Raw genomic sequence first — 24,566 nt, 5'->3', positions numbered from 1 at the left:
GAATGCAACGACATCAACGTGAAAACACAGGAGATTCACATGCCCCTCCCGCTCCTCGCCTTCGTCCCGACCATCCTCTCCAGCCTCGCCAGCGGGGCTTCCGCAGTGCTCGCCGCCGGCGCGGCCGGCGCCACCACCGGAGCCGCAGCCGGCGGTGCGGTCGGGGCCGCCCTCGGGGCGGTCACCGGTGCCGTCGGCACCGCCGCCACCATCGCGGCGGCCACCACCGCCACCGCGGCCTCGGTCGCCACCACGGTCGGTGCGGTCGCCGCCGCCGGAGCCGTCACCAAGGCGGCGGTCGACAGCCTCGGCGACAACTCGGAGCACCCCCGGCTCGCCTGAGCAGATGCCTGCCGCCCTGATCGCCTTCTTTGGCCAGGGCGCGCGGGCGCGAGGGGTCGGTGGCGGGTGGCGATGTTTGTAGCCATGCGCATTCCTGCTAGCATCAAGCTGCCACATCAAGAAAGGCTTCCATCATGACAAACCCCCGCGCACAAGCCCCCAAGAAGGCGACCAATGTCTCTCTGGCCGAGACGCTGCTGGCCGAAGCCAAGGCGCTGCGCATCAACGTCTCGCAAGCTGCCGAGGCGGGCGTGGCGCGAGCGGTCGCCGAGAAACGTGCCGAGCTCTGGGTGGCCCAGAACCAGAAGGCATTCGAATGCTGGAATGCCTACGTCGAGAAGAACGGATTGCCCCTCGGCAAGTACAGGAGTTTCTGATGGCCAGGTTTGCCGTGTATGCAAACCCGGATGGGCCGGGCTATCTGGTGGATCTGCAGGCCGACATCAACAGCCATTTTGCAACGCGTGTCGTGGCCCCGCTGCTCCCGCTGGAGGCGGTGCCGTTTTATGCCTCAGCGCTCAACCCCGTGTTCGAAATCGAGGGGGCGCAGTTTGTGATGGCAACCCAGGGCATGGCCGCGGTCCCGCTGGCCATTCTGAAGCATCCGGTGTGTTCCCTGGAGCGGCGACGGTCGGAGATCGTCGCGGCGGTGGATTTCCTGTTCCAGGGCTTTTGAACAAGCCCCACTTCATGCCCGCGACCGCGGCAATGCGCCAGGCGGCCTGCCCTCGTCGCACTATGTCATCCCTTTCCCCAGGAACTTCCATATGCCCACCACCCTGATCACCTTTCTTGGCCTGGTGCCCGCTGCGCGGGGCGGGGCCTACGAGGAGACCCGCTATGTGCTCGGCCAGCGCGGTTTCACGACGCGCTTTCTGGGGGCTGGCCTGGCCGAGGCGCTGGAGGTGGATACGGTGCGCATCCTGGGCACCACCGGCAGCATGTGGGATGTGCTGGCCGATGTGCTGGGCGCCACCCGCGACGAGGCGACCTGGGTCGAGCTGGCCGATGCGGTGGCGGCCGACAAGGTGAGTGAGGCGCTGCTGGCCCGGGTCGAGGCGGAGCTCAACGCCCACGGCCGGCGCCATTTCGAGCTGCGGCTGATCCCCTATGGCTTCGAGGAGGGGGTGCAGGTGGACATCCTGCAGACCCTGGCCGAGGGCCTGGGGCGGCCCGACGACCGGCTCCACCTCGACATCACCCACGGGCTGCGCCATCTGCCGATGCTGGGGCTGTTGTCGGCCTTCTACCTGCAGGCCCTGGGCCATGCCCGGGTCGACGAGATCTTCTATGGCGCCCTCGACCGCGGCGGTGCGGCCGGGACGCCAGTGGTGAGCCTGCGCGGCCTGCTCAAGGTGCAGGACTGGGTGCGCTGCCTGGAGCAGTTCGAGAAGGACGGCGACTACGGCATCTTCCGCGACCTGCTGGTGGCCGAGGGGCTGGCGGGCAAGCTGCTGGCCGAGGCGGCCTTTCTGGAGCGGGTCGGCAACCTGTCGCTGGCCCAGAAGAAGCTCAATTCGTTCTGGCAGGGGGCTGCCGCGCCGGCTTCGCCCACCGGCCGGATGTTCTTTCCGCTCCTCAAGGCGCGGCTGGCCTGGCGGACCTCGGCCCGGCGCTCGGAGTGGGAGCGCAAGCTGGCCGAGCAGGCGCTGGCCAAGGCCGACTACCTGCGGGCCAGCATTTTCGCCTTCGAGTCGCGCATCTCGGCGCGGGTGGAGCGGGACGGCGGCGACACGAACAACTTCCAGCAGGACCGGGAGGCGGCCGAACGGGCCTTGGAGCAGGAGACTTGGGACGCGCGGGTGGATTGCAAGAGCGAACGCAGCTTCCGTACCCTGAAGTACTTGCGCAACCAGCTGGCACATGGGGTGCGGGCCAATGTCGATGCCCAGGGGATCACGCGTTTGACCGCTGAGTTCGTGGTGTCCCTGGCTGGCGACGAAGACAAGCTCAGGCCCTGGCTGGCCGCCGCGCTGCGGGGGTGAGCTGATGCTGCCCCTGGCCCGTTACCGTTTCCACTGGCGCGTGAGCGCCCCCATTCACCTGCCGGCCTATGCGGGCTCGATGTTGCGGGGGGCCTTCGGCCACGCGCTGCGCCGCCTGGCCTGCATGACCCGGCAGGCCGATTGCGCGGCCTGCCCGCTGCTGCATACCTGCCCTTACCCGGGCATCTTTGCGCCACCGCCGGTGGAGCACAGCCTGCAGCGCTTTTCGCAGATGCCGGCGCCCTACGTGATCGAGCCGCCGGCCTGGGGTGAGCGCACGCTGGAGGTGGGAGAGACTCTGGATTTTTGCGTGGTGCTGTGTGGGCGCGGTTTGCGCGAGCTGCCCCTCGTCACCTTGGCCCTGCGCCAGGCCCTGCAGGCCGGGGTGGGGCCGGGCGACGGGCGGGCCGAACTGGTGGCGGTGTGCCTGGAGACACCCGAGGGCGAGCAGCTGGTGCATGACCCGGCGGATGGGCAGTTCACGGCGCATTCGCCCGTGGTGCCGGCGCCTGGGCTGGCCGCGGCCGAGCGCGTGACCCTGAGTTTCGTCACCCCCCTGCGCCTGCAGGAGAACGGCCGCGCCCTGCCGCCGGAGCGGCTGACCTCGCGCGCCCTGCTGATGGCGGCGGTGCGGCGGGCGGCCCTGATGGCCGATGTGCATGGTGGCTGCGCTCCGGCCTGGGATTTCCAGCATCTGGGGCGCCTGGCGATGGAGGTGAGCGACACCCGGCAACTTCACTGGCAGGACTGGATACGCCGCTCGGCACGCCAGAAACGCACCATGGCGTTGGGCGGTGTCTGCGGTGAATGGACGCTGCAGGGCGAACTGGGCCCCTTTCTGCCGGCGCTGCACGCGGGCCAATGGCTGCACGTGGGCAAGGAGACGGTGTTCGGGATGGGGCAGTACCGGCTGGCGATGGCCTGATCTGTCGCCGTTATCCTAGACGCGGCAGTTGGACGCGTTTGCTGGTGCGTCTGGGCGGGTGTCTGGCGCGACGGACACGCCACGATGCGGTGCTTCCGCCCCCCGGGGGGCCGCGAGAAAGCTTGGGACGGCCTGGCGCTCTCGCGACAACGCCACGCGGCTGCCCAGGTTTGCCAGCCAGCGTGTAGCGCTGTCACCTTCCAGGTGAGGGGCGGCGAAGACTCTATTGCAAGTGTTCATGCGCAAGCCGGAGATCCCACGCCACATCAACCCGTTATTACCCAAGCGCCCCATGCGGGCGGGGTTTTCACCTGCGGGTGCTCCCAAGCGATGTCGGGTCGCGTTGCGTTGACGCGACCTGCCCGGCCACCCTCCGCGATCGCCGTGGGTGTCGGAATTTTTAAAAAATAATCACCCTCAGGACGGTGGCAAACCGGGCCTCGAGCGCCCATTCCCTGATTTTTAGCGCCAGGCGCCGGTTCTCGGAGTGCTTGGCATCGAAATTGCTAAAAATGAAAAGGTTTGAGGCCAAACCTCGTGGATTCAAAAAAACATCAATTCCGAGGCCGTTTCTCGATGAGTTGCCAGGATATTTCCACGATTTTCCAATCCCGCAAGGAGCTCCTCATGAAACACATCCAATCACTGGCCGGCGCCATTCTGCTGGCCTCCTCCTGCCTTTCACATGCCGCGGTGGTGAATACGATTGATGCCGGCGCAGCGGTTTCCAGTGCCATTTCGCCATTGGGGCAGTATTCCAACGCACCGGTGAGCGAGAACGGCTTTACCTGGACATCGACCTATGTGAATTCGATGTATGGCTGGTCCACGTCGCCTTACATCCTGGGCGCGAACGGCCAGTGGGATGGCAAGGCCTTCAACTACGCCGGCCTGAACTACGGCTATGATCCGAACGACCACAACCAGCACATGAAATTCACCTTCGATACCCCGGTGTCGTCGGTGCTGGCGTTCCTGAACTACGCCCCCGGTTCCGGCAACCCGTACATGGCGATTTTCGACAGCAACGACAATCTGATCGACCAGCACTTCCTGTCGATCTCCACGCCCAACGCGAAGAACGGGGGGCAAAACTGGGGTTTCAGCCTGGATGACAACACCATCAAGTCCTTCGTGCTGGGGGATGCCTACATCGTCGCGTCCGGTCTGAGGACGGTTTCGGTGCAAAGCCCCGCTGGGGGTAACCCGGTGCAAAGCCCCACGGCGCCCACCGCGGTGCCCGAGCCTGGAACCGTGAGCTTGCTGGCGCTGGCGCTCGCCGGTTTCGGCTGTGGTGTTTTCCGGCGGCGCAACTGAAGCGGGGGGGGCGGCGCCTATTTCGGCCGCGTCGGAATCCGCCCCACCACCACCGCCCCGATCACCCCCAGCGCGATGAGCGCGCCCTGCAGCCACGGCCGGCCGGCGAAGTGCCAGGCGGACAGGCCGACCATGATCGCCATGCTGCCGATGGCGATCTGCTTGACCTTGAGGGGCAGCGAGCGGTTGGCCTCCCAGTCGCGCACCATTGGGCCGAGCAGCGGGTTGGCGACGATGCGCTGGTGGAGCCGCGGCGAGGCCTTGGCAAAGCAGGCGGCGGCCAGCAGCACGAAGGGCGTGGTGGGCAGGCCGGGCAGGATCACCCCGAGCAGGCCGAGCCCGAGGGCGACGCTGCCGGCCAGCGTGAGCAGGGCCTTGTGCAGCGCGAGGCTGCGGGAAGTGCGGGGGATGCGGGGGTCCATCAGCCCGGGGCTACAGCAGCAGGAAGGCCAGCGCGGCGACGCTGGTGGGGGCCAGGGCGGCGAGCAGCAGCTTGAGGGGGCTCACCGCCTGCTCGTCGAAGCCCACCTTGAGGATGGCGATGCCGGCCGGATTGGGGGCGTTGGCGATGATCGACAGGCCGCCACCGGTGACCGCCCCGGCCACGATGGCGTACTTGAACTCGTCGGAGACGCCCTGCACCAGCGAGGCCAGGTAGGTGAGGGCGGCGTTGTCGGTGATGGCGGTGAGGCCGGTGGCGAGGAAGAACAGCGCGGTGGGCTCGATGCCGGTGAGCAGCGGCTGCAGCCACCACTGCTGCAGCCCGCCCAGCACCACCAGCCCGGCCAGGAAGAAGGCCACCAGCAGGCCTTCGCGCAGGATCAGCGGGCTCTGGTGGCGGGCGTAGGCGGTGGTGTAGCCGAGGAAGAACAAAAACAGGCCCATGAACACCACCGGGTGATGGGCAAACACCACCACGCCCACCAGGAAGGCCATGTGGATGGCGGCGACGGTGAGGGGCATCGGCTCGGTGCCGGCTTCGCGGCCGAGGCCCCTGGCGGTGAGCTCGCGGCGGAACAGCAGCGACAGCACGCTGGCGTTGATCACCACCGCCAGCGCCGCCTTCCAGCCGAAGGTGGCGAACATGAAGGGGGTGTCCCACTGCCAGGGGCCGGCCACCATCAGCACCGGTGGGGCGGCGAAGTGGGTGAGGGTGCCGCCGATCGAGATGTTCACGAAGAGCATGCCGAGGGTGGCGTATTTGAGGCGGGTGGACAGACCCTGGCTGAAGAAGCGGTCGCGCAGCATGAGCGCGGCGAGGGTCATCGCGGCGGGCTCGGTGATTACCGAGCCGAGCAGGGGCACCAGGCCCAGGCACAGGAAGAACACCGCCACAGGCCGCGCGTTGGGCAGCAGTCCGGCGAGGCTGTCCACCAGCTGCATGACACTCACCAGGATCGGTCGGCTGGCGGCGATCACCATGATCACGAAGACGAACAGCGGTTCGGTGAAGTTGCGCCCCTCCACGTAATCCACCGCGGCGGCCTGCCCGCTCAGCCAGAACAGCGCGGCGAACAGCACGAAGGCCCAGAAGCCGAAGACCACCTCGACCTCGCCGAGCAGGTGCCACAGCCCGGCATGGCGTGGCTGGCTGTGGGCCAGGCGGGCGAACAGGCCGGTGGAGAAGGTGTGCAGGACGGCCAGGCCGAAGCAGACGGCGGCGACGAGTTCGGGGGCGGTGACGGCAGGAGACATGGTGTGCGGGTTGGGGTTGGGTCGGTCGGAGGCGCGGGCCCATGTTTTGAGCCGCAGCCGGGCCGAAGGTTGCGATGCCGGGCAGGCCCTATTGTGCCAGCCCGGGCCCGACGTTTCCGCTATGCGGGTGGAGCCGCTCGCCGGAACCGGGGGGCGAGGCGGCTGCGGGGGCTCGCTTCGAGGCGGGTGCTGGTGGGCAGATGGTCTGCCGCTGGCCTTGCCCGAGGGCGGGTGGAGCGGGATGGCCTGGCCGGCAAGCCCGGCCTCCGGGGGCGCCTCCTGCACTCGCCCGCGGCCCGGGTGGCGGTTGAGTGCGGCACACCACGGGCGAAACGTGGATGCAGCCCCGTGTGGTGACGAGGCGGGGCCGGCGTGGGTTCAGGCGTCGGCGGGGGCGGCCTGGCGGTGCCGGGCGAGGCAGCGTTCGAGTTGGTGCTTGGGCGCGGCCTGGATCGTGCGCAGCAGGGCGTGGGAGACTTCGGCCACCTGATGGCGGGCGACGAGTTCGGCCTCCAGCCGCAGCAGCAGGCTGGCGGCCATCTCGGCGTCGGCGAGGGCCCGGTGGTAGCGGCCGGCCACCGGCAGGCGGGTGAATTCGATCAGCGCGCCGAGCTTGTGGCTGGGGGCCTGGGGCAGCAGGCGCCGGGCCAGCAGCAGGGAACAGGCAAACTCCTGCTGCCGCTTGCGGGTGATGCGGGCGAGCTCGGCGTCCCAGAAGCGCGCGTCGAAGGCGGCGTTGTGGGCCACCAGCGGGCTGTCGCCGACGAAATCGGCCACCGCGCGCATCACGTCGGAGGCGGGCGGCGCTTCGCGGAGCATGGCGTTGCTGATCCCGGTCAGGGCCTCGATGTGGGCGGGTACCCGCACGCCGGCGTTCATCAGGCTCTGGTAGCGGTCCACCACCCGGCCGCCCTCCAGGATCACCGCGGCGATCTCGGTCGCCCGGTCACCCATGGCGGGCGACAGGCCGGTGGTTTCAAAGTCGATGACGGCTACACGTTCCATGCTGTTGGTTCCTGCGAGGCTTTCCGGACGGCTTGCCCTTATGCCACAGGAAGCGGCATCGTGTCAGCCTATGGCTTTGTAAACAGGGAAAACAGATGGAGACGGACGTGCTTGATGAAATCGCGGCATGGCTGGACGGGCTCGACGCGGCGGCCTTGCGGGCGCTGCTGCTGGAGGCCGCGGTGCGCGACGAAGGGTTCTGCCAGCGGCTGCAGCTGCGGGCTGCCGTGGCCGCGCAGCCAGGGCTGGCGCAACTGAGGGCGCTCCTGCTGCCCAGCGTGAGGTGGCACGGCTACAGCGTATACGGTGACGACGATGCAGACGCGTTGGTGGGGCGCATCGAAGATGCGGTGGGTATGCTGGAGGCGCGCATTTCCGACGGTGACCCGGCGCTCATCGGGTTGATCGAGGAGGTCATCGGCGAGGCGGAAAGCGCAATCGCCGAGATCCACGACTCCGATGACCTGTACACGGCGGTCCAGGCCCTGCACAGCATCCATCTGCGGGCCTGCATCGCGTTGCGGCCCGACGGGGAGGTGCTGGGCCGTGAGTTGCTGGAGCGCCAGCTCGACGACGGCTGGGGGTTCCGGGCCGATCCCCTCGAAGATTACGCCGCAGCCCTCGGCGAGAAAGGGCGGGCCGCCTACTGGCAGGCGGTGGAGGCGGCCTGGGCGGCGCTGCCGGCGCTCACGCCGGCCGATCGGCTGCTGCCCAGGGACCGCCGGCGGAGCATGCTGGAGCGGATCATGGAAGGCCGGGTGAAGGCGAGCGGCGACGCGGACGCGGTGATCCGCACGCTGGCCCGCAACCTTTCGGCTTACGACCGTTTCATGGCGCTGGCGGAGTTTTGCCAGGCGCACGGCCGGCTCGACGAGGCCTTGCAGTGGGCGGACGAGGGGCTGGCCGCCTTCGACCCGGCGGGGGCTTATCCGCTGGTGAACTTCACGATCAAGCTGCTGCTGGCGCGGGGTGATCATGCCCGCGCGGAAGTGTTGGCCTGGGAGCGTTTCGTGCGCCAGGCGGGCTGCCGCGCCTTTATGGAACTGATGCAGCTGGCCGACGCCATCGGGCGCCGGGATGCGCTGCGGGAGAAAGCCTTCGCGCTGCTGTGGTCGGCGGTGCGGGCCGAGGAGGCGAAACCCGCCGAGACGCGCCACCGCTGGGCCGGCCGGGCGCGCGACCCGCTGCTGGAGATCCATCTGGAAGAGGGCGACGCGGACCAGGCCTGGGAGGTGTTCCAGGGCGGCCCGGTGTCGGTGAGGCTGTGGCGCCAGGTGGCCGAGCTGCGCGGCCGCAGCCATCCGGACGAGGCGATCGCCGTGTATCGTCGGCTGCTGCCCCACGCGGTCGAGGCCGGCACGCACAGATCCAGCTATGAAGAGGCCGCCGCGGTGGTGCAGGCGATCCGCAACCTGCGGGCGGCCCAGGGGCGGTTACGGATGTTTGGTGAAGAGCTGGCCGGGATCCGCCTCGAGTGGAAGCGCAAGCGGAACTTCATGAAACTGCTGGAGGTGCTCTGAGCGCCCCCCGGGCCGAGCCCCGTGGGGAGGCAAGGAGGCTTGGAGCGGCCCCGGGTTTCCTTGAGAGCATTCCAAGGCCATGCCGGCCTCGGCGTGGACGGAGAAACATTTCATGTTTCTCAAGAGGGCGCAGCGTGGTTTGCAGAGGCGCCCGGGCGGGCACCTCCGTTTCGAGCTGGCGTTTATCGGCGGCCGTGCCGCAGGAAGCCGAAGGCGCCGAGCAGGGCGGCGCCGAGCAGCGTGAGCATGCCGGGCTCGGGAACCCTGCCCTGGATGGTGTTCAGGCGCTCGTCGTCCGGGGTGGCGTAGTCGACCAGGGTGTACAGGCGGTCGGTGAGGGCGGTGGTGGTGGCCGCGCCGTCGAGGCCGCCGCGGAATTCGAGGCCCCACTCGCTGGGCTGGGATTCGAAGAACAGCACGTTGATCGCGTAGAGGCCCGGGGCGCTGAACTCGACCGTGGTGGTCGGGCCGGTGAAGCCGTGGATGCCGTCGTTGTTCAGCACGCGGGTGCCCTGGATGTCCACCGCGCTGCCGTCGTCGGACGGGATGTGGAAGGTCCACACCTCACCGGCGTTCTGCACGCCGAAGAAGCCGGCAAAGCGCATGACGGTGTTGAGCACGTCGTCGGTGAGCACGCTGGTGTTGTCGAGCGTGGCCTGGGCGGTGGGGTCGAGGACGGCGCCGTAGGTCGCGGAGACCGAGGTGTAGCCGGCGGCGCCGACCGGGTAGTCGATGGTGGTGGCGCGGAAGTTGGCGGTGGCAACCCCGCTACCGATGATCGCCTGGGCCTGGGCGAGGGTGTCGGTGTTTGGATTGACGTTGGTCCACAGCTGCCCGGTCAGGCCGTTGCCGAGGCTGGCCGGGAGCGCCTGGTTGGGCGTGGCGAAGGTGTAGGCGGCGGCCAGGGCGTCCACGTTGATCAGCAGCGCGGATGTGGCGGCGAGGAGGATCTTTGCAGCGGGTTTCATGGGTGCCTCTCCATCAAGTGGGTTCGTCAGGCAGAGCGCCCGAGGGCGGCCAAAGGGTGTGGCCCCCATGACGAAGAGGAATTCTTGAGGCTGGCGCTGCAGCCTCGAGATTTTCTGGGTTGATCGCCATGAAGGGTGGCGATTAATCCAAGCATTATTTGTTCCTTTTGGTGAGTTTTTATAGTTATCAATGGGCTGCCCCGGGCGGGCGGCGTCGCCAGGGCGCTGGTGTAAATTTTTCCGACGGTTTGTGGTGCCCTGAACGGCTGATGTGCCCCCGAATCACACCGCCGGCGCCTCCCGCACACCCTCCGCGTGGGCTCGCCCTGCGCCAGCGGCGGGCGCGGGTCGGCGAGGCTTTTGGTGCGGGTGTGGCCCTGCTCGACCAGCTGGGCGATTCGCTGGGTGGGCGAGCCGCGGTGCGCCTGGCTCAGGGCAGTGTGAGGGTGAGCGTGGGCGGCCGTGGGGCCAGTTGCACGATGTCGGTGAAGCCGGCGAGGGTTTCGCGCACCTGGCTGCGGGCCTGCCATTCGAGCCCCAGGTAGCTGACGAGGCCGACCAGCGCGAGCACCGCGGCGATGATCCACAGGGGGATCTCGCGCCGGATCGCGTTGACGATCTGGTCCGGCGGGGCCCAGTGGGGCGAGAAGCCGGGGGCCTTGCCCTTGATGTGGGTGATCTGCTCGCCAAGCTGGGAGACGAGGTACTTGAGCTTCTCGGGGCCTTCGAGCAGGTAGCGGCCCTTGAAGCCGGTGAGCAGGCACAGATGGAACACCTCGAGGGCCTGGATGCGGCTGGCGCCGCCGTTACGCGCGGCCTCAAGCTTCTCGAAGAAGTTCTCGCCGGCCAGCTGCTCGCCGAACAGCGCGAGCTGCAGCGGGCGGCGCTCCCAGGCGTCGCGGATCGGTGTGCGGGCGCCCAGCACGGCCTCGTCGACCGCGGCGCAGAAGGCGTACTTGGCGTCGAAGATGTCCTGGCTGGCAAAGCCGGCCTTCAGGGCGGCCCGTTCGAAGTCGTCGAGGAAGCCCTGGATGGCGCCCGAGAAGGCGTCGGCGTCGGCCGGCATGCTGTGCTTGCGCAGCAGCGTGAGCAGGTAGAAGCCGTCGTAGAGGAGGTCGACGAGGCTGCGGGCCGGGGCGGCGGCAGCGGCGGTGCTGGGGCGCAGCGGCGCGGGGCTGGAGAACAGGCTGGGGGCGGTCGTCATGGCGTGATGGCAATGAGTTCGAGCTTGAGGTCGGGGTAGCTCTCGGGGGCGTAGATCATGATGGATTGGGCCTTGAGCATCCGGTCGTAGAGCGGGCCGTGGGCGTCGAGGGCGAAGTAGCAGGCGCCCGGCCGCACCGGGATGGCTGCCGGCACCTGGGCCGCGTGGCGCAGCCGCACCCCGGCCATGGCTGACAGGACGAGCTTTTCGACATCGTCCGGGGCGCCGAGCTTGAGGCGCAGCGGCACCGATTCGATGATCTCGGACTGCGCCAGCGCGGCCGACACCGACAGGAAGAAGGCGGTGTTGCCGTCGATCTTGTCGGAATCGAGCCGGCCGGTGTGGAAGGCCGGTTTGGGCTGCGCGAGGGCGATCGCGAAGTAGCGGGTGGAGATCACGGTGTCGAGGAGCTCGCGGATCAGGCCGTCGAGGCGCGCGAAGCAGGGGCCCGGCTGGGCGTGGTCGTAGGCGGGCAGGTCGTTGAGGCTGTGGCCCTTCGAGAAGGTGAGCAGCCCGCCGGCCAGCCGCAGCAGCTCGTGGAACAGCCGCTCTGGCGACAGGGCGGGGTTGCGCAGCAGGTGGGTGAGGGCGGCGCAGGCGCTGCTGGCGGTGTGCAGCAGCCAGAACGAGGCGATGTCGCCCGAGCGGAACTCGATGATGTTCTTGGACGGTTCCCGGTGCAGGCCGTAGAGCGCGTCGACCTTGGCCCGCAGGGCATCGAGCTGGCGGCGCAGCAGGTTAAACAGGGCCGGGGCGCTGTGGATGCTGAGGGCTGGCGGCACGAAGGCCGGGTCGAGCTCGAAGCCGTTGCTGGCGGTGCGGCGGATGCGCGCGACGGGCAGGGCCTGGTATTCGTCCAGCGGCTCGTGGCCGGCCTTGAGCCGGGTTAGCTTGCTGAGGGTGACGACTTCGGCCTCGGCCGCGTCGGAGAAGAGGTCGATGCTCTCGCGGGGGACGAGCAGGTAGCGCGTCTGGCCCGGGCCGTCGGGGGTGTCGGTGCAGTTGTGGCCGTTGGGGTCGAGGTGCCGGACGGCCACGCAGAAATCGGCGGCGCCGTCCTCGGCCACCGCAGTCTCGAGGGTGAAGGGCGGCGGCAGTTGGTCGATGCCCGGGGCGACGAGGGCGTCGCCGTTGGCGAACACGGCGTCGATGCGGGTGATGCGCAGGAGGCCGCTGCGCAGCGCTTCGTGGTCCAGCTCGAGCGCGCGGATGCCCCAGGCGAAGGGGTTGGCGGCCAGTTGCGCGTGGCGGCTCAGGGCTTCGGCGTAGGCGTCCTGGCGCTGGAAATGCTGGGGTCTGAGGAAGAGCCCTTCGGCCCACAGGGGTTTGGCCTGGTTCATGGGATCGATCTGCCTATCGGTTGCATTGCACGCCCACCAGCGAGGCTGCCGGGCCGGAGTCGGTGACGAGGGTGCCGGCGCTGGCCGTCAGCGCGCAGGCGTGGGCGCCGATCACGATGCCGCTGTCGGCGGACTTGCGGGCATCGAAGGCGAGCTTCCAGCGGTCGGCGTAGGGGGCGCGGAACAGCCCGGTGACACCGATCGTGCTGGTTTCACCGGGCATCTTGAGGGTGAGCGCGTAGGACTTGCCGGGGAGCAGCACCAGCTCGCGCACCGCGACCAGGTCTTCGCCCAGGGCCTCGCGCTCGCCCTCCGGCGCCGACAGCCGGGCGTAGGCGAGGGCTTTCAGGCGCTCGGCCGAGCGCAGCGAGTAGACCCGCAGCACCAGCGACAGGGGCTGGCCACTGCCGCTGGCGTTGAGCCGCTCACCCGCATGGATCTTCATCGCCACCTCAATCGGCTTGTTGCTCTCCGCGTCACGCCCCTTGCCCACGCCGGCCACGTCCATCACCCGATCGATGGCGCCGGCGGCTGCGCCGACCGCGCCCAGCGCAGCGCAGCCGGGGAGCCAGGCGAGCAGGATGGCCGAAACGGCAACCCAGCTCAACCACCTCCAGGATGATTGATTTTCTGTATGACTAAATGGTATGCCCATTTGTTTTCTTCATGGAATGTCGTGCTATGCTTGGGGTGTCAGGTGAATATTGATACAGCATCCAAGTTAAATGTACTATGCGGCTTGCGTCAAAGCAACCGCTTCTGGATCCAGCGGCGATGATGCGAGCCATCCATGTGTGAGGAGCCCATGCGTACTACAAAAAATCTCGTTTTTGCCGCCGTTGTCGGCATGTCCGGCGCGCTTTTCGGTTGCGCCGCCAATAACGCTTCCCTGAAGCCCGAGGAGTTCGCCGCCGTGTTCGAGCAGTCCTCCCGGTCGGTGGATACGTTGCTCCAGCAGGGCAACCAGAAAGATGCCCTCAAGACGCTCGACGAGCTGGCCGCGAAGAACCCCGAACGCAAGGAGCCCTGGGCGCGCAAGGCAAAGATCCATTTCGATGCGGGCAACTACGCCCAGGCGATCACCTCGGCCGAGGAGGTGCTGCAGCGCGATCCGGCCGATCGCACCGCCAAGAGCATCCGGGCCGTGGCTGGCCTGCGCGTCGCGACCCAGTCCCTCAATGAGCTGCGCAGCGATGTCGAGCTGAAGGGCAATGCGCGCACCGACGCGATCGGCCTGGTCAAGGTGATGCGCGAGACCCTGGGCGAAAGCGTCCTGGTGCCGCCGTCCGCCAGCAAGGCGGAGGCCGTCGGGTCGCGCAATGCCGCGGCGACGCAGCGTGCGTCCCAGGGCCGTGGCCGCGCTGGCTCGCGCAAGCCGGCAGCCCCGGCTGCGGCCGAGGCAGCTCCGTCGGGCGGCGATCCGTTTGGCGCACTGAAGTAAGCGAAGGCCCCCGGGGCAGGCCCGGGGGTGATCGTCGGGCGGTCATCGGGCCTTCGACCGCCGTGGGATGTCTCGGCCCAAACATTCTGGAGAACGGATGTGGCGAAAAAAGATAGCGTGCAGAAGCGGCTCGAAAAGGTTCGTCCGCCGCGGGTTCAGCTGACCTACGACGTCGAGGTCGGCGATGCGATCGAGATGAAGGAGCTGCCCTTCGTGGTGGGCGTGCTGGGTGACTTTGCGGCGCAGTCGCAGGTGCCCCTCGGCAAGGTGCGGGACCGCAAGTTCGTCAATGTCGACATGGACAACTTCGACGACGTCATGGGCGCGCTGGCGCCGCGGGCAGCCTTCCGCGTCGAGAACCGCCTGGGGGCCGACGGCGGCGAGCTGGGGGTCGACCTCACCTTCCGCCAGTTCGACGATTTCCGCCCTGAGGCGGTCGTCCAGCAGGTCGAGCCCCTGCGCAAGCTGCAGGAGGCGCGCGCTCGGCTCGCCGACTTGCGCAACAAGCTGGCCGGCAACGAGAAGCTCGAAGATCTGCTGGGCGAAGTGCTGGCCAACACCGAGAATCTGCGGGCGCCTGGCGCCGCCCAGCCGGAAGGGAGCGAGCAATGAGCACCGCACAAGCAGGCGCCGCTGCCGCCGCACCCACCGAATCCGGCCTGCTGGGGGCCGGTCTCCTCGACCGGATCGTCGAGGAGAGCCGCATCGCCCAATCCGAGCAGGAGAAGTCCCGCGCGCGGGACATCATCGGCGAGCTGGTCAACCAGGTGCTCGAAGGCGAGGTCGTCGTGTCCGAGAACCTGGCGGCCTCCATCGACGCCCGGGTGGCCGAGCTCGACCGCCTGATCTCCGAACAGCTCAGCGCGATCATGCACGCGCCCGAGTTCCAGGCCCTCGAGAGCGCCTGGACGGGCCTGCATTACCTCTGCAGCCAGACCTCCACCGGCACTCACCTCAAGATCAAGCTGCTCAACGCCGGCAAGCGCGAGCTGGTCAAGGACTTCAAGTCGGCCATCGATTTCGACCAGAGCGCCCTCTTCAAAAAGGTGTATGAAGAAGAGTTCGGCACCTTCGGCGGCGCGCCCTTCGGGGCCCTGATCGGCCAGTTCGAGCTCACCCGTCAGCCCGAGGACATGTATTTCATCGACCAGATGTCCCATGTCGCGGCGGCGGCCCACGCGCCCTTCATCACGGCGGCCGCCCCGCAGCTGTTCGGCCTGGAGTCCTACCTGGATCTCGGCAAGCCGCGGGACATGGGCAAGGTCTTCGACACCGTCGAGTACGCCAAGTGGAAGGCCTTCCGCGAATCGGAGGACGCCCGCTACGTCGGGCTGGCCCTGCCGCGCTTCCTCGGCCGCCTGCCCTACAACCCCCTCGACGGGCTGCCGACGGAGGGTTTCAATTTCGTCGAGGAGGTCGACGGCTCCAACCACGACAAATACCTGTGGTGCAACGCCGCCTTTGCGCTGGCGGCCCGGCTCACCGACGCCTTCGACAACTACGGCTGGTGTGCGGCGATCCGCGGTGTCGAGGGCGGCGGCCTCGTCGAAGACTTGCCGACCCACACCTTCCGTACCGACGACGGCGAGGTCGCCCTCAAGTGCCCCACCGAAGTCTCGATCACCGACCGCCGCGAGAAGGAGCTCAGCGACCTGGGCTTCATCCCGCTGGTGCATTGCAAGAACACCGACTACGCCGCGTTTTTCGGCGCCCAGTCGGCCCAGCGCCCCAAAAAGTACGACACCGACGCGGCCAATGCCAACGCGGCCCTGTCGGCCCAGCTCCAGTACATGTTCGCGGTGTCGCGGATCGCCCACTACATGAAGGCGATGATGCGCGACAAGATCGGCAGCTTCGCCAGCCCGACGGGCATCCAGGCCTATCTGCAGCGCTGGATCGACAAGTTCGTCACCACTGACGACTCGGCGTCCCAGGAGACCAAGGCCGAGTTCCCGCTCCGCGAGGCGTCCATCGAGGTCAGCGAGGTCCCGGGCCGGCCCGGCGTGTATCGCGCGGTGTCCTTCATCCGGCCCCATTTCCAGCTCGACGAGTTGTCGGTGTCGTTGCGGCTCGTGGCCGAGCTGCCGTCCGGCAAGAACTGAGCGCCCAGCTAAAGGAGAAGCAAAAAAATGAAGGACATCTACGTCGAGTTCAAGGGCAGCGACATCAAGGGCGACTCCCGCGATGCCAAGCACAAGGACACCGTCGAGGTTTACAGCTGGAGCCACACCATGCGCCAGCCCAAGTCGGCCACCGCGTCGGCCGCCGGCGGCCACACCGCCGAGCGCGTCGAGCATGGCGAGATGCTGTTCACCAAGGACATCGACGGCGCCAGCCCCAAGCTCTACCAGGCCTGTTCGTCGGGCCTGGTGGTTAACGATGTGATCATCTATTTCTACCGGGCCCTCGGCGGCCGCAATTCCACCGGCAACCCCTCGTCCAACCAGACCCGTCACCAGTACCTCAAGATCGAGCTGAAGAACGTCATCATCGCCTCGGTGTCGCCGACGGTCAGCGAGGAGGGCATCCCCAAGGAGACCTTCTCGCTCAAGTATTCGGCGGTCAAATGGACTTACGACGAGCTCAACATCGACGGCAGCAAGTCGGGCAAGGTCAATATCCAGGGCGCCTGGAACCTGGCCAAGAACACGCCCAACCTGACCTGAGCCCCACTCCCGCCAGGCAAGGCGGGAGCCCGGCCCACGACACTCCTCTGCCGCCCTCATGATCAAGGGATTCGAACCCTCCCTGTTCGACAAGCTGTTCGACGATCCGCCCCTGGCGGCGGTGCGTCGAAAGCTGTCCCTCGACGAGCTCAAGGACTCGGTGGCGCGGGATCTCGAAGCCCTGCTCAACACCCGCGTCGTCTTCGACGCGGCGCTGGCGCAGGATTTCCCCATGGCCCAGGCCTCGGTCGCGGGCTTCGGGCTGGCCGACTTCGCCGGCCTGAGCCTGGCCAGCGTGCATGACCGGCAGCGCATCTGCACCGGCATCGAGCGGGCCGTCGCCCTCCACGAGCCACGGCTGCAGGACGTGCGGGTCGAGCTCGAACTCCAGCGCCAGGCCATCAACGCGCTGCACTTCTCGATCCGGGCGGTGCTGGTGGTGAACCCGGCTCAGGAGCCAGTGGCCTTCGATGCCCTGCTGCGGCCCACCAGTCTGCAATATTCCGTCAGCCGGGCCCGGCGCGCGGTGGTGGCGCCATGAAGGATCTCCTCCCCTACTACGAGCGGGAGCTCGCCTTCCTGCGCAGCCACTCGCGGGAGTTCGCCGAACGCTATCCCAAGCTGGCGGGCCAGTTGCTGCTGTCCGGCGAGGGCTGCGACGACCCCCACGTGGAGCGGATGATCGAATCCTTCGCGCTGATGACGGCGCGCGTCTCGAAGAAGCTCGAGGATTCCTACCCCCAGTTCACGGAGGCCTTGCTCAGCGTCCTCTACCCGCACTATCTGCGGCCGTTCCCGAGCTGCTCGATTGCCCACTTCGAGCCGGCCGGCAGCTCGCTCTCGGCTGCCGCGCTGTTGCCCCGGGGCACCGAGCTCCAGTCCCGCCCGATCAAGGGCGCGGTCTGCAAGTTCCGGACGGCCTGGGATGTCCGCCTGCCGCCGCTGGCAATCGACGGGCTCGTCTTCGACCCCCTGGCGGTGGCGCCGGGCGAGGTGCGCCTGCCGATCGGCTGCCAGGCTCGGCTGAGTTTCTTGCTGGCATTGCAGGGTGAGGGGGAGCAGGCTGGGCTGGGGGCCTGCGGCCGCGTCCGCTTCTATATAGATGCCGAGCCTTCGGTCGCCTCCGCGTTGCGGGACGCGCTCTTTCTGCGCTGCCTGAAGGTCTTTGCCGAAGGTGAGGACGGCCGCTGGCTGCCGGTCCGCGACGGGTTTGTCGGTGAGGTCGGCTTTGCGCCCGACGAATCCCTCATTGATATGCCGGAGGCGGCCCACGGTGCTTACCGCCATCTGACCGAATACTTCTGCTTCCCCGAAAAATTCAACTTCTTCGATCTCGACCTGGCCGCATTGCCGGCCGGGTTGCGGGCCGCGCCGCGCCTGCACTTTCATTTTGCGCTAGGCAAGCTCCGGGCCGACAGCGACGCCTCGCGCCTGCTGCAGACCCTTGGCCCGCAGAACCTGCGGCTGGGCTGCGTGCCGGTGGTCAATCTGTTCAGCCAGCGGGGCGACCCGATCCGCGTCACCCACCGCTCCGCGGCCTATCCGGTGGTGGCGGATGGCCGCCGGGCCTTCGCCTACGAGGTGTATTCCATCGACAGCGTCAAGCGGGTGCGCCAGACCGCCCAGGGCGAGACGATCACCGAATTCCGGCCCTTCTTCTCGCTCCGCCACGGGGAGACGCCGGAGCAGGGCGCCCTTTACTGGTTCGCCCAGCGGGACCCGCTGCTGGCCGAGAGCAGCCCGGGCTACGAAACCTCCCTCTCCATCGTCGATGCCGGCTTCGATCCGGTGCAGCCCAGGACCGACGTGCTCAGCTTGCAGCTCAGCTGCACCAACCGGGAGTTGCCCACCTTCATGTCGGTGGGCGCGCCGTCCGGCGATCTCTTTCTGGAAGGTGGCGCCAGCGTCCGCAGCATCCGCCTGCTGCGCAAGCCCACCCAGCCCTGGCGTTTCGACCACCGCGGCGACGGCCAGTGGCGGCTCGTCTCGCACCTGGCGCTCAACCATCTGTCCCTTACCGGTAGCGGCCTGGCGGCCTTCCAGGAGATGCTCGCCCTCTACGACCTCCCGCGCAGCGCCACGACGCGCCGGCAGATCGAAGGCCTGCGGGCGATCGAGCATTCCAGCCAGACCGTGTGGATGCCCGGCCAGCCCTTTGCCTGCTTCGTGCGTGGGCTGGAAGTGCGGCTGACACTGGATGAATCCAGCTTTGTCGGTGGCGGCCTGCATGTCTTTGCCCGCTGCATCGACCATTTTCTCGGGCTCTACGCCGGGCTCAACAGCTTCACGCAGCTGGTGCTCGTCTCGGGGCAAACCGGGGAGGAACTGATCCGATGCGCACCCCGCAGCGGCGACTCGATGCTGGCCTGATCGCCGACAGCCGGCAGTCCCCCGAGCGCTACGAGTTCTTCCAGCTCGTGCGGCTGTACGAGCTCGCCTTTCGGGGCGAAGGGGGCGACGCGGTGTCCGAACGTATCCGCTTCCGCAATTCCCTGCGTCTCGGCTTCGCGCCCAGCCAGGTGGACGGCATCGAAGCCAGCCACGCGGCCGGCGAGGGCGACACCCGGCTCGAGCGGGTCGAGATCACCCCGGCCTTCATGGGCATGCTCGGCGTCCACGGCGCCCTGCCCACCCATTACACCGAGCAGGTCATCCACCGGGAGCGCCACCTCAAGGACACCGCCGGGCGGGCTTTTCTCGACCTGTTCACCAACCGCTCGGTGGGGCACTTTTACCGGGCCTGGAAGAAATACCGGCTGCCCGTCCAATATGAGATGGACCGCCGCAATCGCTTCCTGCCTCTGCTGCTGTCCCTCACCGGGCTGGGCATGGCCGGCCTGCGCGGGCGCCTGGGCGCCATCGACGACGAATCCATCGCCCGCCTCGCCGGCCTGCTGCGCCAGCGGCCCATGTCGGCCGAAGCCCTGCAGCGGGTGCTCGGCAGCTACTTCAGTGAGCGGGTCGAGATCGAGCAGTTCGTCGGGCGCTGGTATGTGCTGCCGCCGGCCCAGCGCTCGCAGCTCGGCGCTGGCCGCCTCACCCTGGGCCGCGACGCCCTCGTCGGTGAACGGGTCTGGCAGTGCAACCTGCGCATCCGTGTCCGCATCGGGCCGCTGCCCCGGGCGCGCTACCTGGCCTTCCTGCCCCGGGGCGAGCTGGCCACCGCCCTCGCCAGGCTGCTGTCCCTGGCCGCCGGTGGGCAGTTCGAATATGAGATCCGCCCGATCCTGCGGGCCGCCGACGTCGCGCCCTGCGTGCTCGGCGCCGCCACCGGCTGTCGGCTCGGCCACGACAGCTTCGTGTTGACGCGCCTCGCCGCGGCCGACCGCAGCGACCTCGCCTACCTCGCCCCCTTTTCCGACTGAGCCGCCCCATCCCGAGAGCCGACCCGATGAGCAACTCCCTCAAGACCCTGATCAGCAAACTCAACGACACCTGCCGCCAGGCCGCGGAGCGCGCCGCCGGCCTGTGCATGGCCCGGGGCAACTACGAGGTCGATCTCGAACACCTGCTGCTGGCCCTGCTCGAAGAAAACGGCTGCGACCTGCACTGCATCCTGCGCCGCTGTGCCATCAGCCCCACCGGCGTGGAGCGCGAACTGCACGCCGAGATCGACCGTTTCAAGACCGGCAACGGCCGCACGCCGGTGTTTTCGGCCCACCTCCCCAAGCTCTTCGAGCAGGCCTGGCTGATCGCCTCGCTAGATGCCCGGCTGCCCCGCATCCGCTCGGGCCACCTGCTGCTGGCCCTGCTCACGGCGCCCGATCTGGCCCAGCTCGCCTCGCGGGGCTCGCGCCTGCTCGCCGGGCTGCCGGTGGATGAGCTCCGCCACCACTTCGACCGCCTCACCGCCGGCTCCATGGAGGCGGCGGCCGGCGACGCCCGGGCACCCGGCGGCGAGAACCCTGATCCGCTGCTCGCCGCCCAGCACGCCGAACTGCGTTCGCCGGCCCTCGAGCAGTTCACCACTCCGCTCACCCGCCGCGCCCGCGACGGCCAGCTCGACCCGGTGATAGGCCGCGACGGCGAGATCCGCCAGCTCATCGACATCCTGCTGCGGCGGCGCCAGAACAACCCCATCCTCACCGGCGAGGCTGGAGTCGGCAAGACCGCGGTGGTCGAAGGCCTGGCCCTGCGCATCGCCGCCGGTGACGTGCCGGAATCGCTGGCCGCCGTCGAGCTCCACGTGCTCGACCTGGGCCTGCTGCAGGCCGGCGCGAGCGTGAAGGGCGAGTTCGAGAACCGCCTCAAGAACGTCATTGACGAGGTTCGCCAGAGCCCGCGGCCGATCATCCTGTTCATCGACGAAGCCCACACCCTGATCGGCGCCGGCGGCCAGTCGGGCCAGAACGACGCCGCCAACCTGCTCAAGCCGGCCCTGGCCCGGGGCGAGCTGCGCACGATCGCCGCCACCACCTGGGCCGAGTATAAAAAGTACTTCGAGAAGGACGCTGCCCTGGCCCGCCGCTTCCAGGTGGTGAAGGTCGAGGAGCCGAGCGAGGCCCTGGCCGCGGCGATGCTGAGGGGCATGGTGCCGCTGATGGAAGCCCACTTCGGCATCCGCATCCTCGACGAAGCCGTCACCGAGGCGGTGCGCCTCTCCAGCCGCTACATCAGCGGCCGCCAGCTGCCCGACAAGGCTGTCGGTGTGCTCGACACCGCCTGCGCCCGGGTGGCCCTGGGCCAGCGGGCGAAGCCGGCCCTCGTCGACGAAACCGCCAAGCGCATCTTCCGCGACCGCGCCGAGCTGGCCGCCCTCGAGCGGGAAGCCGCCAGCAGCCCCCGGCACGATGCCCGGATTGCCGAGCTGCAGGCCCGGATCGCCTCGCTAACTAACGATCTTGAAACCCTCGAGGCCCGCTCCGAAGCCGAGAAGGCCCTCGTCGGCCGCATTCTCGCGTTGCGCAGCGCTGCCGAAGCGGAGGCCGCCAGCGTGCCGGACACCCCCAAACCCAGAGGGCGGTCCCGCAAGCCCTCGGCCGGCGAGCCCACCAGCGAGCTCGACGCAGCCCTCGCCAGCCTGCGCGAGCTCCAGGGCGACGCGCCGATGGTGCCGCTGCAGGTCGACGGCCATGTTGTGGCCGAGATCGTCGCCGCCTGGACGGGCATCCCCTTGGGCAAGATGGTCAAGGACGAGATCCGCACCGTGCTCGGCCTCCAGCCCCTGCTGCAGGCGCGGGTGATCGGCCAGGACCACGCCCTGGAAGCCATCGCCCAGCGGGTGCGCACGGCCCGCGCCAACCTCGAAGACCCCGACAAGCCGAAGGGGGTCTTCCTTTTCGTCGGCCCGTCGGGGGTCGGCAAGACCGAGACCGCGCTGGCCCTGGCGGACATCCTTTATGGCGGCGAGCGCAAGCTGGTCACCATCAACATGAGCGAATACCAGGAGGCCCACAGCGTCTCCGGCCTCAAGGGCTCGCCGCCGGGCTACGTGGGCTACGGCGAAGGTGGCGTACTCACCGAGGCGGTACGCCGCAATCCTTATAGCGTGGTGCTCCTTGACGAGGTCGAGAAGGCCCACCCGGACGTACTCGAGCTGTTCTTCCAGGTCTTCGACAAGGGCGTGCTCGATGACGCCGAGGGCCGCGAGATCGACTTCCGCAACACCCTGATCATCCTCACCAGCAACGTCGGCTCGAGCCAGATCATGCAGGTCTGCCTCAACCGGCCGGCAGAAGAATTGCCCGCCGCCGGGGCCCTCGCCGAGGCGCTGCGCCCGGTGTTGTTCAAGGCCTTCAAGCCGGCCTTCCTCGGCCGCATGCAGGTGGTGCCCTTTTACCCGATCTCTGACGAGGTGCTCGCGCGCATCATCGAGCTCAAGCTCGGCCGTATCCGCGACCGCATCGCCGCCAACCACAAGGCCAGCTTCAGCTGGGATCCTGCGCTGGTCGAGGCGGTACTGGCGCGCTGCACCGAGGTCGATTCCGGCGCCCGCAATGTCGACCACATCCTCAACGGCACCCTTCTGCCCGAGATCGCCGAGGCGGTGCTGGCCCGAATGGCCGAGGGCGAGGCCGTGCAGCGCGTCCGCGTCACGGCGGGCCGGAAGGGTGACTTCAAGTACGCCATCAAGTAGCCGCCCCTTTCCCGACACGAGACCATCATGGCAAGCCTTTCCGATCTTCCCGGTGCCGGCCGGCGCCAGCACGCCCGCCTCCTCACGCTCACCACGCCCGCCGGCCCGGATGTGCTGCTGGCGGAGAGCGCGCGCATCGACGAGTCCCTCGGCCCCGTGGCCGGGCACGCTGGCTTTCGCATCCAGCTCACGGCGCTGGCTGCCGATGTCGCCTCGAGTCTTGCCGAGTTGCTCGGCCAGCCTGCCCGGCTCGACCTGCGGACGGCCACCGCGTGCAGCGTGCCGAGGCCCTTCCACGGCCACATCACGCAGATCACCCGGCTCGGTGCCAACGGGGGTTTTGCCCGCTACCGGCTGATCATCGAGCCCTGGCTCGCCTTTCTCGGCCACAATCGTGACAGCTCACTTTTTCAGGACAAGACCGTCGTGGAGATCGTCGACGCGGTCTTCGCCGCCTGGCGTGACCGGGGCCGGCTCGCGCCAGTCTGGCGCTGGGATCTGGCCGACCCGGCCCGCTACCGCCGGCGCGGCATGTGTGTACAGTATGGGGAGAGCGACCTCGCCTTCGTCCGGCGTCTGCTGGTCGATGAAGGCTTGTGCTGCCACTTCGAGCACGCGGCGGGCGATGGCGATGGCCTGGGCGGCCACACCCTGGTGATCTCGGATCATGGCGACGCTTTCCGCGCCAACGCCCAGGTCCGCTTCACCCCGGTGGGCGCCACCCTCACCGAAGACAGCCTGGACCGCTGGAGCGCCCACCGTCCGCTGGGCGGCATCGGGGATCACGCCGCGAGCCGGGACTGCCGCAGTCTGTCCGCCAGCGCGGAAACGGCATCGAGCCATGTGGAGGCTGGCGTCACACCAGATGCCCCCGCCTGGCATGGCGCCAGCTCCCGTGAGCGACCCACCGCAGCCGATTGCCCGCGCCCCATCGACGCCCTCCCGGCTCATTACGACGGCGAAGGCACGCTGCGTAGTGCAGCCCCTGGTCTCCGCTTCGTGCTGGTGGATCATCCCGAGCACCCGCTCGATGCACCCGAGGGCCGCGAATTCCTCGTCACGGCTGTCCACCACCAGGCACGCAACGACCTGACGGAGCGTTTCTCCGAACTTCTCGTGGCCCTCGGCCCGATGGAGCCCGATGAGAGCGCCGAAGCGCCGCTCGCCAAGCCGGCCGAGCTCTATCGCAATCGCCTCGTCGCCCAGCGGCCCTTGCTGCCATGGCGTCCGCTTGCCCTTGATGCGGCCGGCCGCCCGCTCTATCCGCGCCCTGACGCCGTGCGTCCGCTCACTGCCGTCGTCGTCGTGTGTGGTGAGCCCACTCACGCCGATCGCAGCCTGCGCATCCGGGTGCAGTTTTCACGCCAGCATGGCAGCGAGCCGGCTGGCGGTCGCGGGCATTCCGTTGGGGCGGACGAGGCCTCCGCCGGCGCCTGGTTGCGCGTCATCACGCCGATGGCGGGCGGCGGAGGGGCGGGGGTGCTGACACCTCGGCAGGGGCAGGATGTCCTCGTCGCCTTCCTCGATGGCGATCCGGATCGGCCTGTCGTCATCGGCGCCTTCTACGATGGACAGTGCAGTGCCGCCGTGCACCCCGCGCTAGCCCGCGTTCCCGGCGTACTAGCAGCCCAGGCTCATGGCGTCGGCCTGTCTGGCATCAGTACCCAGGCGCCCGCTACCGGCGGCAGCGAGCTGGGCGTCTGCAATCCGTTTGTTTTTAATGACCGCCAAAGTCAGGTTCACAAAGCGCCGGACACAGCCGGTCAGGCCAACCGCCTCTAGCTCGAAAATCTTCAGCACCAGCAGGGCGACACGGATCGCGTCGGCCACAGCCACGAAGCTGAGCTTGCCCTGTCGGGTTGCGGCTGGTCCCAGTGTCGTCAGCGGGCGCCTGCCCGGCCAGGGTGAGTTTGCTCACATCGTTCTGGGGCAGGCGGCTACACAATTGCACCCGATGGTGAGGAGTGTCTGTTTTTCGGCGGTCGGTAGCGCCATCGTCTGGACGGACGTGGGTGTTGTCGCTGGAACGATCGTTACGATGACAGGGTGTCTCCAGATTTTCTTTATCAATCCTCTTGACGC

The 24,566-nt window shown here is 68.4% G+C and carries 23 protein-coding genes; 16 read left to right on the top strand and 7 right to left on the bottom strand.

Annotation, left to right across the window (positions count from 1 at the left end; genetic code table 11):
- Positions 1 to 39: 39 nt before the first annotated feature.
- From ZRA01_RS20580 to ZRA01_RS16185, 6 genes are all read left to right on the top strand, one after another.
- Positions 40 to 342 (top strand): hypothetical protein, encoded by a 303-nt coding sequence (locus ZRA01_RS20580; RefSeq protein WP_170182999.1) that lies wholly within the window; start codon positions 40 to 42, stop codon positions 340 to 342.
- Positions 343 to 476: 134 nt separating this feature from the next.
- Positions 477 to 719, top strand: a complete 243-nt coding sequence (locus ZRA01_RS16205) for a type II toxin-antitoxin system CcdA family antitoxin (protein ID WP_141354109.1) — start codon at positions 477 to 479, stop codon at positions 717 to 719.
- Complete coding sequence (locus ZRA01_RS16200) at positions 719 to 1,018, top strand: CcdB family protein (RefSeq protein WP_141354107.1); 300 nt, start codon at positions 719 to 721, stop codon at positions 1,016 to 1,018. Before ZRA01_RS16205 ends, ZRA01_RS16200 begins: the two co-directional genes overlap by 1 nt.
- Before the next feature lie 91 nt (positions 1,019 to 1,109).
- Positions 1,110 to 2,327 carry a TIGR02221 family CRISPR-associated protein gene (csx2, locus tag ZRA01_RS16195; RefSeq protein WP_141354105.1) on the top strand — a complete coding sequence of 406 codons (1,218 nt, stop codon included), beginning with the start codon at positions 1,110 to 1,112 and terminating at the stop codon, positions 2,325 to 2,327.
- A 4-nt stretch (positions 2,328 to 2,331) separates the two neighbouring features.
- On the top strand, positions 2,332 to 3,252 hold the full coding sequence (gene cas6 / locus ZRA01_RS16190; RefSeq protein WP_141354103.1) for a CRISPR system precrRNA processing endoribonuclease RAMP protein Cas6: 921 nt from the start codon (positions 2,332 to 2,334) through the stop codon (positions 3,250 to 3,252).
- A 627-nt stretch (positions 3,253 to 3,879) separates the two neighbouring features.
- Complete coding sequence (locus ZRA01_RS16185; protein WP_170182998.1) at positions 3,880 to 4,569, top strand: PEP-CTERM sorting domain-containing protein; 690 nt, start codon at positions 3,880 to 3,882, stop codon at positions 4,567 to 4,569.
- Positions 4,570 to 4,586: 17 nt separating this feature from the next.
- Here ZRA01_RS16185 and ZRA01_RS16180 read toward each other — a convergent pair whose 3' ends face one another.
- The 3 genes from ZRA01_RS16180 to ZRA01_RS16170 all read right to left on the bottom strand — a co-directional run bounded on the left by ZRA01_RS16180 (position 4,587) and on the right by ZRA01_RS16170 (position 7,269).
- Positions 4,587 to 4,991, bottom strand: coding sequence for a YbaN family protein (locus ZRA01_RS16180; protein ID WP_141354098.1), 405 nt, complete (start codon positions 4,989 to 4,991; stop codon positions 4,587 to 4,589).
- A gap of 10 nt (positions 4,992 to 5,001) precedes the next feature.
- Complete coding sequence (locus ZRA01_RS16175; RefSeq protein ID WP_141354096.1) at positions 5,002 to 6,264, bottom strand: putative Na+/H+ antiporter; 1,263 nt, start codon at positions 6,262 to 6,264, stop codon at positions 5,002 to 5,004.
- Between the two features lie 378 nt (positions 6,265 to 6,642).
- Entirely contained in the window at positions 6,643 to 7,269 is a 627-nt protein-coding gene (locus ZRA01_RS16170; protein WP_141354094.1) for a 3'-5' exonuclease, read from the bottom strand.
- Between the two features lie 95 nt (positions 7,270 to 7,364).
- Between ZRA01_RS16170 and ZRA01_RS16165 the strand changes: the two genes are divergently transcribed.
- Positions 7,365 to 8,789: a hypothetical protein gene (locus ZRA01_RS16165; RefSeq protein WP_141354092.1), complete on the top strand. Its 1,425-nt coding sequence runs from the start codon at positions 7,365 to 7,367 to the stop codon at positions 8,787 to 8,789.
- A gap of 182 nt (positions 8,790 to 8,971) precedes the next feature.
- Here ZRA01_RS16165 and ZRA01_RS16160 read toward each other — a convergent pair whose 3' ends face one another.
- The 4 genes from ZRA01_RS16160 to tssJ all read right to left on the bottom strand — a co-directional run bounded on the left by ZRA01_RS16160 (position 8,972) and on the right by tssJ (position 12,908).
- Positions 8,972 to 9,757, bottom strand: coding sequence for a PA14 domain-containing protein (locus ZRA01_RS16160; RefSeq protein WP_141354090.1), 786 nt, complete (start codon positions 9,755 to 9,757; stop codon positions 8,972 to 8,974).
- A gap of 430 nt (positions 9,758 to 10,187) precedes the next feature.
- Positions 10,188 to 10,961: a type IVB secretion system protein IcmH/DotU gene (gene icmH / locus ZRA01_RS16155; RefSeq protein ID WP_141354088.1), complete on the bottom strand. Its 774-nt coding sequence runs from the start codon at positions 10,959 to 10,961 to the stop codon at positions 10,188 to 10,190.
- On the bottom strand, positions 10,958 to 12,301 hold the full coding sequence (gene tssK, locus ZRA01_RS16150; RefSeq protein WP_141354086.1) for a type VI secretion system baseplate subunit TssK: 1,344 nt from the start codon (positions 12,299 to 12,301) through the stop codon (positions 10,958 to 10,960). The genes icmH and tssK overlap by 4 nt, the downstream gene beginning before the upstream one ends.
- A 13-nt stretch (positions 12,302 to 12,314) precedes the next feature.
- Positions 12,315 to 12,908, bottom strand: coding sequence for a type VI secretion system lipoprotein TssJ (gene tssJ / locus ZRA01_RS16145; protein WP_170182997.1), 594 nt, complete (start codon positions 12,906 to 12,908; stop codon positions 12,315 to 12,317).
- Positions 12,909 to 13,091: 183 nt separating this feature from the next.
- Between tssJ and ZRA01_RS16140 the strand changes: the two genes are divergently transcribed.
- The 9 genes from ZRA01_RS16140 (at position 13,092) to ZRA01_RS16100 (ending at position 24,266) form a co-directional block, all read left to right on the top strand.
- Entirely contained in the window at positions 13,092 to 13,742 is a 651-nt protein-coding gene (locus ZRA01_RS16140) for a tetratricopeptide repeat protein (RefSeq protein WP_246093703.1), read from the top strand.
- Between the two features lie 99 nt (positions 13,743 to 13,841).
- The gene (gene tssB, locus ZRA01_RS16135; protein WP_141354081.1) at positions 13,842 to 14,354 is read left to right on the top strand and encodes a type VI secretion system contractile sheath small subunit; all 513 of its coding nucleotides are present in this window, start codon (positions 13,842 to 13,844) and stop codon (positions 14,352 to 14,354) included.
- On the top strand, positions 14,351 to 15,844 hold the full coding sequence (gene tssC, locus ZRA01_RS16130; RefSeq protein WP_141354079.1) for a type VI secretion system contractile sheath large subunit: 1,494 nt from the start codon (positions 14,351 to 14,353) through the stop codon (positions 15,842 to 15,844). The genes tssB and tssC overlap by 4 nt, the downstream gene beginning before the upstream one ends.
- Before the next feature lie 27 nt (positions 15,845 to 15,871).
- Positions 15,872 to 16,408 (top strand): Hcp family type VI secretion system effector, encoded by a 537-nt coding sequence (locus tag ZRA01_RS16125; RefSeq protein WP_141354077.1) that lies wholly within the window; start codon positions 15,872 to 15,874, stop codon positions 16,406 to 16,408.
- Positions 16,409 to 16,466: 58 nt separating this feature from the next.
- On the top strand, positions 16,467 to 16,949 hold the full coding sequence (gene tssE / locus ZRA01_RS16120) for a type VI secretion system baseplate subunit TssE (RefSeq protein ID WP_141354075.1): 483 nt from the start codon (positions 16,467 to 16,469) through the stop codon (positions 16,947 to 16,949).
- Positions 16,946 to 18,778 (top strand): type VI secretion system baseplate subunit TssF, encoded by a 1,833-nt coding sequence (gene tssF, locus ZRA01_RS16115; RefSeq protein WP_141354073.1) that lies wholly within the window; start codon positions 16,946 to 16,948, stop codon positions 18,776 to 18,778. The genes tssE and tssF overlap by 4 nt, the downstream gene beginning before the upstream one ends.
- Positions 18,742 to 19,773 (top strand): type VI secretion system baseplate subunit TssG, encoded by a 1,032-nt coding sequence (gene tssG, locus ZRA01_RS16110; RefSeq protein WP_141354071.1) that lies wholly within the window; start codon positions 18,742 to 18,744, stop codon positions 19,771 to 19,773. The genes tssF and tssG overlap by 37 nt, the downstream gene beginning before the upstream one ends.
- 26 nt (positions 19,774 to 19,799) lie before the next feature.
- Positions 19,800 to 22,484, top strand: coding sequence for a type VI secretion system ATPase TssH (gene tssH / locus ZRA01_RS16105; protein ID WP_141354069.1), 2,685 nt, complete (start codon positions 19,800 to 19,802; stop codon positions 22,482 to 22,484).
- 27 nt (positions 22,485 to 22,511) lie between these two features.
- Positions 22,512 to 24,266, top strand: a complete 1,755-nt coding sequence (locus tag ZRA01_RS16100; RefSeq protein ID WP_141354067.1) for a type VI secretion system Vgr family protein — start codon at positions 22,512 to 22,514, stop codon at positions 24,264 to 24,266.
- The last annotated feature ends 300 nt before the right edge of the window (positions 24,267 to 24,566 follow it).

Source organism: Zoogloea ramigera (genome assembly GCF_006539865.1).
In the GTDB taxonomy this organism is placed as follows: Bacteria; Pseudomonadota; Gammaproteobacteria; order Burkholderiales; family Rhodocyclaceae; genus Zoogloea; species Zoogloea ramigera.
The sequence above is the reverse complement of the archived record's forward strand: the minus strand, read 5'-3'. Positions and strand labels throughout refer to the sequence as shown.

Coding starts and splice junctions, on each gene's coding strand:
- ZRA01_RS20580 (WP_170182999.1), top strand. CDS start 40: ATGCCCCTCCCGCTCCTCGCCTTCGTCCCGACCATCCTCTCCAGCCTC.
- ZRA01_RS16205 (WP_141354109.1), top strand. CDS start 477: ATGACAAACCCCCGCGCACAAGCCCCCAAGAAGGCGACCAATGTCTCT.
- ZRA01_RS16200 (WP_141354107.1), top strand. CDS start 719: ATGGCCAGGTTTGCCGTGTATGCAAACCCGGATGGGCCGGGCTATCTG.
- csx2 (WP_141354105.1), top strand. CDS start 1,110: ATGCCCACCACCCTGATCACCTTTCTTGGCCTGGTGCCCGCTGCGCGG.
- cas6 (WP_141354103.1), top strand. CDS start 2,332: ATGCTGCCCCTGGCCCGTTACCGTTTCCACTGGCGCGTGAGCGCCCCC.
- ZRA01_RS16185 (WP_170182998.1), top strand. CDS start 3,880: ATGAAACACATCCAATCACTGGCCGGCGCCATTCTGCTGGCCTCCTCC.
- ZRA01_RS16180 (WP_141354098.1), bottom strand. CDS start 4,991: ATGGACCCCCGCATCCCCCGCACTTCCCGCAGCCTCGCGCTGCACAAG.
- ZRA01_RS16175 (WP_141354096.1), bottom strand. CDS start 6,264: ATGTCTCCTGCCGTCACCGCCCCCGAACTCGTCGCCGCCGTCTGCTTC.
- ZRA01_RS16170 (WP_141354094.1), bottom strand. CDS start 7,269: ATGGAACGTGTAGCCGTCATCGACTTTGAAACCACCGGCCTGTCGCCC.
- ZRA01_RS16165 (WP_141354092.1), top strand. CDS start 7,365: ATGGAGACGGACGTGCTTGATGAAATCGCGGCATGGCTGGACGGGCTC.
- ZRA01_RS16160 (WP_141354090.1), bottom strand. CDS start 9,757: ATGAAACCCGCTGCAAAGATCCTCCTCGCCGCCACATCCGCGCTGCTG.
- icmH (WP_141354088.1), bottom strand. CDS start 10,961: ATGACGACCGCCCCCAGCCTGTTCTCCAGCCCCGCGCCGCTGCGCCCC.
- tssK (WP_141354086.1), bottom strand. CDS start 12,301: ATGAACCAGGCCAAACCCCTGTGGGCCGAAGGGCTCTTCCTCAGACCC.
- ZRA01_RS16140 (WP_246093703.1), top strand. CDS start 13,092: ATGTGTGAGGAGCCCATGCGTACTACAAAAAATCTCGTTTTTGCCGCC.
- tssC (WP_141354079.1), top strand. CDS start 14,351: ATGAGCACCGCACAAGCAGGCGCCGCTGCCGCCGCACCCACCGAATCC.
- ZRA01_RS16125 (WP_141354077.1), top strand. CDS start 15,872: ATGAAGGACATCTACGTCGAGTTCAAGGGCAGCGACATCAAGGGCGAC.
- tssE (WP_141354075.1), top strand. CDS start 16,467: ATGATCAAGGGATTCGAACCCTCCCTGTTCGACAAGCTGTTCGACGAT.
- tssF (WP_141354073.1), top strand. CDS start 16,946: ATGAAGGATCTCCTCCCCTACTACGAGCGGGAGCTCGCCTTCCTGCGC.
- tssG (WP_141354071.1), top strand. CDS start 18,742: ATGCGCACCCCGCAGCGGCGACTCGATGCTGGCCTGATCGCCGACAGC.
- tssH (WP_141354069.1), top strand. CDS start 19,800: ATGAGCAACTCCCTCAAGACCCTGATCAGCAAACTCAACGACACCTGC.
- ZRA01_RS16100 (WP_141354067.1), top strand. CDS start 22,512: ATGGCAAGCCTTTCCGATCTTCCCGGTGCCGGCCGGCGCCAGCACGCC.